Raw genomic sequence first — 8,613 nt, forward strand, 5'->3', positions numbered from 1 at the left:
GGCGGCGCCTTAAGTAACGACCCAAGGGGCCAGGACTTCAATCGGGCGTCGACACTTGATGGCGCCCTTGTCCGTGCGGGCGTGAGCTGGGACGGCGCCGACTGTTGCGTCAGTGCTGGGTCGCGACGGTAGGCGCTGCGTCCTCGATGACGACGGCGTCCGGGTTTGGGAAGCGCTCCACCACCCAGCGCGGCAGCTTCGCTTGATTGGCGTGGTAGAGCGCGTCGGACTCCACGATGATCAGCACCAACACCGTCACCATCACGGGCAGGATGCCGCCCCCGGCGACCAGGGCGATGGCGGCCTCCTTCATCATGCCGCCGTAGACATGGCCCGCCCACGCCAGCGCAACGGCGGCGAGCAACAGACACAGCATCAGGATGAACAACCGGCTGCGGCGTGCGCAGACCTGCCAGTGGCACATGACGTACCAGGGATCGCGGCCGACGGCTCGGTGCGCGCGCCATAGGATGTAACCGAGCATCGCGAAGGAGATGGCGGGGATCAGCGCCATCACCCAGGGAAAGCTACCGGCAACGCCGCCAGCGGCCACCGCCATCAGAATATGGTTACCGACGAGGTTGGTGAGGAAGATCTCGTGCGGTACGTTGGCGCGTTTGATCTCGGCCTGGCTGACTTGGAAGCGCATCGCGGGATTGCCAGAGGGTTTCGGTTGGTCGAATTTGGCAGTGTATAAGAACCTGCTGATTTATGCGCCCGCTATCGTCGGTGTGCCCGTGATCTGGTGGCGTGCCATCCCCAACAGCGAGAGTGGGCCTGCATGACCGGTTTGTTGTTTGTAAGCAACATAAGTGACGCATTCGCGTGACAATTTGTTGCAAAGTGGTGCCGCACCGAAACACTTGGTTAACGCCACTCATGGATTATGGCACCCAGAGTTCGAAGCGGCGCCGCATGCCCGCTTCGACATGCCTCAATCAAGCTGTATCTGGAGTCATGCCATGAGTTTCGATCTATTATCTCTCGCGGGCATTGCGTCCGCCTTCGTCAGCGGCGGCTTCGTCGTCTTGTTGGTGGCGGCTGAAGACCGCCTCCAGCACCTTGTCGACGAGCGCTGACCGTTCTCTACCGCACAGCCGTTACGTGCCGATCCCGGCTGGAGCGGCCGCCGGCACCGCATCGAGCCTGTGGGCGCATCCCCTAGACCCTGAGCCGGCGAACATCCAAGCTGCCATAAACGGCCCACTGAGGTCGGTGCGTGCATGGTGCTGCCCGCTTCGCCGGCGGCCTTGAGCACGCTGTCGTGGGGGTATCGACGTCGTGCGATACTCGCGGTACGACGCAGTCGGCGGGCAACGGGGCGGGCTTTCGCACGATGGTGATGAACAGCGGCAGGAGCGAAGACCGGCCGGGCGCGGTGCAGGGCAAAAGCAGGCCGCAGCCGCTCCTGCGGGTATTCGGCGGTGTCGCAATTGCTGTGGTGCTTACCGCAGGCTGTGCACGCAGCGATGACCCGACCGCGCCGCAGCCCAAGAAGGTGTACAAGGACGCCTTCGAGACGCCCATTACCGCCGTCGAGATCGAAGCGGACGGCGGCAGCATCGTAGGCGCTTACGATGCCTGGCTCCGGCTGCTGCCCAGTCAGGAGCTGACCGCGCGCTTCGCAGCCGAATATCGGCCCATTGACTGCGCGCCGGTGCGTGTCTATTTCGGTGCGAAGCTGGCGTTCGACGGTCTCGCGCTGGCTGACTCAACGCTGAGCTGCCGGGAATATCGCAATAGCGATCTCCCCTTCGAGAATGGCCGCTGGCTCGCCGAGGATACAGCAACGGGCCGGGTGCATTACCGGATCTGGAAGTTCCGCTGAGCAGAATCCACTAAACCGCGGCGAGGCACAATTGCCGCCGTTGCCCGCGGTAGGCAGGTCGTTGCGCGCGGGCAGAGTCCTGCTCCGGTTGAATGCAGGCTGGTCTCGGCACGCCGTACCGGCCTGTGGTTAAGTATACCGTCCCCGAATTGTTTCCGTATTGACGAGGTGACGCTCGGGCCTCGTGTCAGGCGGGCGGTGGGCCCACCAGCAGCAGCTCCAGCAACGCCTTCTGCGCGTGGAGGCGGTTCTCGGCCTCGTCCCAGACGACGGACTGCGGGCCGTCGATGACCTCGGCGCTCACCTCTTCGCCCCGGTGAGCGGGCAGGCAGTGCATGAAAAGCGCGTCCGGCTTCGCCGCAGCCATCACCTCGGCGTCGACGCGGTAGCGGGCGAACGCGGCGGCACGGTCCTCCTGCTCGCTCTCCTGGCCCATGCTGGCCCAGACGTCTGTGACCACCAAGTCCGCATCCTGCGCCGCCTCTGCGGGCTCCCGCAGCAGCTTGCAGCGCCCGTCCGCGGCGGCGAGCAGGTCCGCGTCCGGCTCGAAGCCTTCGGGGCAGGCGACCCGCAGCTCGAAGTCGAACAGGCGAGCGGCGTTCATGTATGAATGGCACATGTTGTTGCCATCACCCACGAAGGCCACGCGGCGGCCCTGGATGTCGCCGCGATGCTCGACATAAGTCTGCATGTCCGCCAGCAGCTGACAGGGATGAAAGCGGTCCGTCAGCCCGTTGATCACGGGCACCCGGGAGTGCGCCGCAAAGCGCTCCACCTTGTCGTGGTCGAAGGTGCGGATCATCACCGCGTCCACCATGCGCGAAAGCACCCGGGCGCTGTCCTCGATGGGCTCGCCGCGGCCAAGTTGTGTGTCCCGCGGTGACAGGAACAGGGCATGGCCGCCGAATTGCACCATGCCCGCCTCGAAGGAGACGCGGGTGCGCGTGGACGATTTCTCGAACACCATGGCCAGCGTCCGCTGCTGGAGCGGGCGGTAGTCGACGCCTTCGGCGTGCAGGCGCTTGAGCTCGATGGCGCGGTGCAGCAGGGCCCGGGCCTCGTCAGCGCCGAGGTCCAGCAGGGTCAGAAAGTGACGAGTCGCTGAGGACATCACGGGCTCCCTGTGGGGCGCAGGGGGCGGCGTCCGGGGCCGCACGCGCTGCGCGCTGGGATGGGGGACTGTGTTGGGTGCGGCGGAACGCGCATGGTGTGCTTGCGATGCGGGCTGGCCGCCGCTGCCGAGGCTCAGGCGCCGGCCTTCGCCTCGCCGGCACCGAGAAAGTCGCGGATGATCTGCGCGACCACTGTGACGATCTGATCCGCCTGCGCCGTGTCGATGATGAGTGGCGGCAGGAGCCGGACCACCCGCTGGGCGGTGACGTTGATCAGCAGCCCCTCCTGCAGGGCGGCGCCGACCAGATCGGCGCAGGGGCGGTCCAGCTCCACGCCGATCATGAGGCCGCGTCCGCGCACTGCGACGACGCCGTCCAAGCCCGCAAGCCCGTCCCGCAGTCCGGCGCGGATGTGCTCGCCCAGGCTTGCTGCGCGTGTGGGCAGATCGTCCGCATCCAAGGCATCGAGCACAGCGAGCGCCGCTCTGCAGGCGAGGGGATTGCCGCCGAAAGTCGAGCCGTGACTCCCAGGGCCGAGCGCATTGGCGGCCTCGCCGCGCGCCAGGCAGGCGCCGATGGGCACGCCGTTGCCGAGGCCCTTCGCCAGGGTCATGACGTCAGGACGGATGCTTTCATGCTGATGGGCGAAGAGCTTGCCCGTGCGGCCCATGCCGGACTGCACCTCGTCGAGCATCAGGAGCCAGCCGTGGCGATCGCAGAGATCGCGCAGACCGGTGAGGAAGCCCGCGCTCGGCACCACGACACCGCCCTCGCCCTGTATCGCCTCCACCAGCACGGCGACGATATTGGCGCGATTGGCTGCGGCGGTTTCAACAGCGGCCAGGTCGTCGTACGGCACGCGCACGAAGCCCGACACCAGCGGCTCGAACCCGGCCTGGGCCCTGCGATTGCCCGTGGCGGTCAGGGTGGCGAGGGTGCGGCCGTGGAAGCTGTTCTCCATCACCAGGATTTCTGGGCGCTGCACGCCGCGCCCGTGGGCGAGCAGGCGCGCCAGCTTGATGGCGGCCTCGTTGGCCTCGGCGCCGGAGTTGGCGAAAAACACGCGCTCCATGCCGGCGGCGGCACAGAGCCGCTCGCCTAGGGTCTCCTGGGCGGGAATCCGATACAGGTTGGACACATGCACCAGCTGCGCGGCCTGCTCGCATACGGCCTCGCGCACACCAGGATGCGCATGCCCGAGGCCGCACACCGCGATGCCGGATAGGGCATCCAGATACCGCCTGCCGTCCTCGGCCCAGAGCCAGGCACCCTCGCCGCGCTCGAAGCTCACGGGGAGACGGCTGTAGGTGGCCATCAGGTGACCTTGGGCATGCTCGGGCAGATGATCTGTCATTGCACCCGGAGACCGTGCTTGGTGCCGAAAACGAAAAAGGCGACCCGGGTGCTGCGCGGGCCGCCCTCGGCAGGGGAAGTGATGCCGGCTCAGGGCGCACTGCGCCGGGGAAGCACCCGAGCAACGCGGCGAAGCCGTCCGAGAAAGCCGCTTAGGTTACCAGTACGCCGCGCAGCAGAGCAAATGCTCTCGCACTACCGCCGCCCCCGCCGCACCAGCGCCTTCTCCAGCTCGACAATGAACAGCACCGAGGCCGCCACCAGCACGATGCGAAGCCAGATGCCGGCATCGATGGCCGCAGTCCCGAACAGGGTCTGCATGGGCGGCAAGTAGGTGAAGGCGAGCTGGAAGATAAGCAGTAGGCCCACCGCATAGAGCACATAACGGTTGCCGAAGAGGCCCTCGCGGTTCAGCACCGGTGCGGTCATGTAGCGGGAATTGAACAGGTAGAAGATCTCGAACATGACGAGCGTATTCACGGCCACGGTTCGGGCCTGCTCGATAGGCGCGCCCTGATATTGCTCCCACAGGAAGAGCCCGAAGGTGCCGGCGGTGAGGATCAGTGACACATAGGCGATGCGCCATAGGAACAGGGCCGTCAGCACCGGCTGGCGCGCATTGCGCGGCGGGCGAGTCATGACGCCCGGCTCCGGCGGCTCGAAGGCCAGCGCCAGTGCCAGGGTGACCGCGGTGATCATGTTCACCCATAGGATCTGCACCGGCGTCAGCGGGAACTCGTGGAAGCCGAACAGGATGGCGCCCAACACCACCAGGGCCTCGCCGCCGTTAGTGGGCAGGATGAAGAGGATGGCCTTCTTCAGGTTATCGTAGACGGTGCGGCCCTCTTCCACGGCGTTGGCGATGGACGCGAAGTTGTCGTCCGCCAGCACCATTTCTGCGGCCTCTTTGGCGGCCTCGGTGCCGTTGATGCCCATGGCGACGCCGACGTCGGCGCGCTTCAGGGCCGGGGCGTCGTTGACGCCGTCGCCGGTCATGGCCACCACGGCGCCCGACTGCTGCAGCAGCTGCACCAGGCGCAGCTTGTGCTCCGGTGTGACGCGGGCGTAGATGTCCACCTCCTGCGCACGCCGGCGCAGCTCCGCGTCATCCAGCGCGTCCAGCTGGGCGCCGGTGAGGGCGTCGTCCGGGTTCGCGAGCCCCACCTGCCGGGCGATGGCGCGGGCGGTGGCGGCGTGGTCGCCGGTAATCATCTTGACGCGGATGCCGGCATTCCGGCACGTACGCACCGCAGCGATGGCCTCCTCCCGCGGCGGATCCATGAGCCCGAACAGGCCGAGCAGGGTCAGATCGCCGTCCACATCCTGGAAGTCCAGCTCGGAGCGGTGCGGCTCCGCCGGCTTCACGGCCACCGCCAGCACGCGCTGACCGGCGGCGGCCAAGGACTCCATGTGCGCCTCCCAGGCCCCGCGGTCCAGCTGGGCGTCGCCGTCTTCCCTGCGCTCGCGGGCGCACTTGTCGAGCAGTGCCTCCGGTGCGCCTTTCACGTAGATGAAGGACTCGCCTTCATGGCTGTGATGCAGGGTGGCCATGAACTTGTGGCCGGACTCAAAGGGGATCAGATCTGTGCGCGGCCAGTGCTTGCCGACCGCCTCCAGATCGATCCCGGCCTTGACGGCAGCCACCAGCAGTGCGCCCTCCATGGGGTCGCCGTGCACCCGCCAGGGGGCGCCGTCGTGCTCCTCCAGTGAGGCATCGTTGCACAGCACCACGGCACGCAGGGCCTCCATGAGCTGCGCGTCGTCCTGAGGGCGGAGCAGGGCGTCGCCGTCGTGCATGAAAGCGCCGTGAGGATCGTATCCGGTGCCGGTGACCGTGAGCGCCCGCGCGCCAGTGTGTACGCTGGCGACAGTCATGGCGTTGCGAGTCAGGGTGCCGGTCTTGTCAGAGCAAATAATGCCGACAGTGCCCAGGGTCTCCACCGCCGGCAGCCGGCGGATGATGGCGTTGCGGGCGGCCATGCGCTGCACGCCGATGGCGAGCGTGATGGTCATGATGGCCGGCAGCCCTTCCGGGATGGCCGCCACGGCCAGGCCCACGGAGGCCAGAAACATCTCCGCGGCGGTGTAATTCCGCACCAGGATGCCGAAGGCGAAGCTCACCGAGGCCAGCACCAGGATGGCTGCCGTCAGCCAACGCCCGAACTGCGCCATCTGCCGCAGCAGCGGTGTGGTGAGCTGCTCCACATTGGCCACTAGGGCGCTGATGCGGCCGATCTCGGTGTCGGCGCCGGTGGCGGCGACCACACCCGTGCCCTGGCCGTGGGTCACCAGGGTGCCGGAGTAGGCCATGCAGCGGCGGTCCGCAAGCGGCGTCTGCGCCGGCAGTGCCGCAACGGACTTGTCCACGGGTACCGACTCGCCGGTGAGCGGCGCCTCTTCGATCTGCAGGCCCTTGGTCCGCACCAGCCGCAGGTCCGCCGGCACCTTGTCGCCGGATTGGAGCTGAACCAGATCGCCCGGCACCAGGGCGGCGGCGTCCAGGGTCACCAGCCGGCCGCTGCGCCAGACCATGGCTTGTGGCGAGAGCATGTTGCGGATGGCCTTGAGTGCGTCCTCGGCCTTGCCTTCCTGCACGAAGCCGATCGCCGCGTTCACCAGCACTACGCCGAAGATGACGCCGGCGTCGAGCCAGTGCTGGAGCAGCGCCGTCACCACCCCCGCTGCCAGCAGCACATAGATCAGCACGTTGTGGAACTGCGCTAGGAAGCGCAGCCAGGGACCGCGGGTCTTTGGCTCCGGCAGCCGGTTGGGACCGTGGGTGTCCAACCGCTGCCGGGCCTCTTGGGGGCTCAAGCCCTCGTGGCCGCCGTCGAGCCGGGCCAAGGCTTCCTCGGCGCTCAGGTGGTGCCAGGCAGGCTCGCCCGTGGGGCGCCGCTTTGCGGTGAGCGATCGCAGCTCGCGGCGCCCGCTCCAATCCACGAAGCCGCCGGCGATGACGAAGACGGCGACCGCCAGCAGGGCGATGGCCCATTCAAGGGCGATGATGTCGAATATCAGGATATCGCTCTCGAGCATGCCGCCCTCCGTCGCGCTCTTGACCCCCTCCCGTAAGCTTAGGGCAAGCCTGCCGCCGGCGGGTTCCAAATCCAAATGGGACGCTGGCGGATCGAGGGCGCACGCGCGCGATGTGTGACCGGTGTCGGCAGTCGGCATGACAGAGCCGGAGGTCGCGGCGCTGCTGCGTGCCTGCGCCTGGCCCGCCACGGCGGACGACGCGATCGATGCCATCGACGCAAGCCGCTGGCAGACCGCGCTCCGGCTTTATGGTTGGCTGGCGAAGGTCGGCATGACCACGGAATTCGACTATCCGAGCGGCGCCATCTCGGGGCTTAACCAGGGACAGGCCCTGGATGCCCTGCACCTTGGCTTATGGGCTCGGCGGTCGTGCGTAAGGGGCGTTTCTAACGCACCAACGAATCCGCCGCTTGCTGCCTCGCACCGGCAGGCCCACGGACCTCCCCAACTGGGGCTCCCCCACTGAGCGCCGTGGCGGATATGCTGGGCAGAGCGTCTAATGCTGAATCCGCCGACCCGCCTCAGGCTGCCGAGCACGATGCGTATCGCCCCCGACCAGGCCGACACCATTCGCGATGTGGTCCGCACCACGCTGGGGCCAGGTGCGCGGGTGCGCCTATTCGGCTCGCGGTTGGACGATGCGGCACTCGGGGGTGACATCGACCTGTTCGTCGAGGTCGATGAGCCGCTTGCGAACCGCGCCGCCAGTGCCAGCCGCATCGCCGCACAGGTCCAGCTGAGGCTCGGGGAGCAGCGCATCGACGTGGTGCTGGTGGACCCGACGACGCCAGCGCAGCCGATCCATGCGCGGGCGCGGGAGGAGGGCGTCTTGCTGTGAGTACGCCGTCCGACATCGAGCGCTTCCGCTGGCTGCTGGCCTCCGTGGATGACTGGGTGGAGGCCCGCAACCTGCGCATTCGTTTGGTGCACGAATATCTGCACGACAGTGGGGAATTTGCTGGCGCCCTCAATCGGGCCCGTGAGCTGGTGCCGCTGCTGACCGAGACCTACAACTGCATCAATCGGTACAGTCGCGAGCGCTTGGCCGGACTGGGCAACGACTGGCCGCCGCCGGTGACAGGCGCCACCGAGCCCGACGACTGATGAGGTCGATACGGACCTGCCGCGTCAGTCGTGAGTGTCCGGCAGCCAATCCTCGCTCAGAATGTCGTCGAGGCGAAATGGGCAGGCACCGGGGAAGCGCTCCAGCGCAATTTCAGTCTGTTTCGCGGCGGTGCGACGGGCCTTCTGATAGCAGGCGTTGAGCTGCTCGGCGGAGTAGGG

The 8,613-nt window shown here is 67.4% G+C and carries 9 protein-coding genes; 4 read left to right on the plus strand and 5 right to left on the minus strand.

The genetic code is table 11. The annotated features are described in order from the left end of the window. Positions 1-109: 109 nt before the first annotated feature. A complete protein-coding gene (locus I6U14_RS06120; protein ID WP_296897734.1) occupies positions 110-649 on the minus strand; it encodes a hypothetical protein in 540 nt (179 codons plus the stop codon). 693 nt (positions 650-1,342) lie between these two features. On the opposite strand from I6U14_RS06120, the gene I6U14_RS06125 reads away from it, so the two are divergent. After that, a complete protein-coding gene (locus I6U14_RS06125) occupies positions 1,343-1,828 on the plus strand; it encodes a hypothetical protein (protein ID WP_296897735.1) in 486 nt (161 codons plus the stop codon). 187 nt (positions 1,829-2,015) lie between these two features. Here the strand turns inward: I6U14_RS06125 and argF are convergent, their stop codons facing one another. From argF to I6U14_RS06140, 3 genes are all read right to left on the minus strand, one after another. Further along, a complete protein-coding gene (gene argF, locus I6U14_RS06130) occupies positions 2,016-2,939 on the minus strand; it encodes an ornithine carbamoyltransferase (protein WP_296897736.1) in 924 nt (307 codons plus the stop codon). Between the two features lie 134 nt (positions 2,940-3,073). Next, entirely contained in the window at positions 3,074-4,294 is a 1,221-nt protein-coding gene (locus tag I6U14_RS06135) for an aspartate aminotransferase family protein (RefSeq protein WP_296897737.1), read from the minus strand. Between the two features lie 194 nt (positions 4,295-4,488). Then, positions 4,489-7,329 (minus strand): cation-transporting P-type ATPase, encoded by a 2,841-nt coding sequence (locus tag I6U14_RS06140; RefSeq protein WP_296897738.1) that lies wholly within the window; start codon positions 7,327-7,329, stop codon positions 4,489-4,491. Between the two features lie 136 nt (positions 7,330-7,465). On the opposite strand from I6U14_RS06140, the gene I6U14_RS06145 reads away from it, so the two are divergent. The 3 genes from I6U14_RS06145 to I6U14_RS06155 are packed head-to-tail and all read left to right on the plus strand — an operon-like array spanning position 7,466 to position 8,433. Beyond that, positions 7,466-7,795 (plus strand): hypothetical protein, encoded by a 330-nt coding sequence (locus I6U14_RS06145; protein WP_296897739.1) that lies wholly within the window; start codon positions 7,466-7,468, stop codon positions 7,793-7,795. Positions 7,796-7,828: 33 nt separating this feature from the next. After that, positions 7,829-8,167 (plus strand): nucleotidyltransferase domain-containing protein, encoded by a 339-nt coding sequence (locus I6U14_RS06150; protein WP_367115630.1) that lies wholly within the window; start codon positions 7,829-7,831, stop codon positions 8,165-8,167. Continuing rightward, positions 8,164-8,433 (plus strand): hypothetical protein, encoded by a 270-nt coding sequence (locus I6U14_RS06155; protein WP_296897741.1) that lies wholly within the window; start codon positions 8,164-8,166, stop codon positions 8,431-8,433. The genes I6U14_RS06150 and I6U14_RS06155 overlap by 4 nt, the downstream gene beginning before the upstream one ends. Before the next feature lie 24 nt (positions 8,434-8,457). Here I6U14_RS06155 and I6U14_RS18255 read toward each other — a convergent pair. Beyond that, a partial coding sequence (locus tag I6U14_RS18255; protein ID WP_367115631.1) for a DUF29 family protein occupies positions 8,458-8,613 on the minus strand: 156 nt, incomplete at its 5' end.

It is taken from the genome of Thiohalocapsa sp. (assembly GCF_019695415.1).
Lineage (GTDB): Bacteria > Pseudomonadota > Gammaproteobacteria > Chromatiales > Chromatiaceae > Thiohalocapsa.

What these genes read in the sequence shown, in the direction of transcription:
- I6U14_RS06125 (WP_296897735.1), top strand. Translation starts at nt 1,343, where the DNA reads ATGAACAGCGGCAGGAGCGAAGACCGGCCGGGCGCGGTGCAGGGCAAA.
- I6U14_RS06135 (WP_296897737.1), bottom strand. Translation starts at nt 4,294, where the DNA reads ATGACAGATCATCTGCCCGAGCATGCCCAAGGTCACCTGATGGCCACC.
- I6U14_RS06150 (WP_367115630.1), top strand. Translation starts at nt 7,829, where the DNA reads ATGCTGAATCCGCCGACCCGCCTCAGGCTGCCGAGCACGATGCGTATC.
- I6U14_RS06140 (WP_296897738.1), bottom strand. Translation starts at nt 7,329, where the DNA reads ATGCTCGAGAGCGATATCCTGATATTCGACATCATCGCCCTTGAATGG.
- I6U14_RS06120 (WP_296897734.1), bottom strand. Translation starts at nt 649, where the DNA reads ATGCGCTTCCAAGTCAGCCAGGCCGAGATCAAACGCGCCAACGTACCG.
- argF (WP_296897736.1), bottom strand. Translation starts at nt 2,939, where the DNA reads ATGTCCTCAGCGACTCGTCACTTTCTGACCCTGCTGGACCTCGGCGCT.
- I6U14_RS06145 (WP_296897739.1), top strand. Translation starts at nt 7,466, where the DNA reads ATGACAGAGCCGGAGGTCGCGGCGCTGCTGCGTGCCTGCGCCTGGCCC.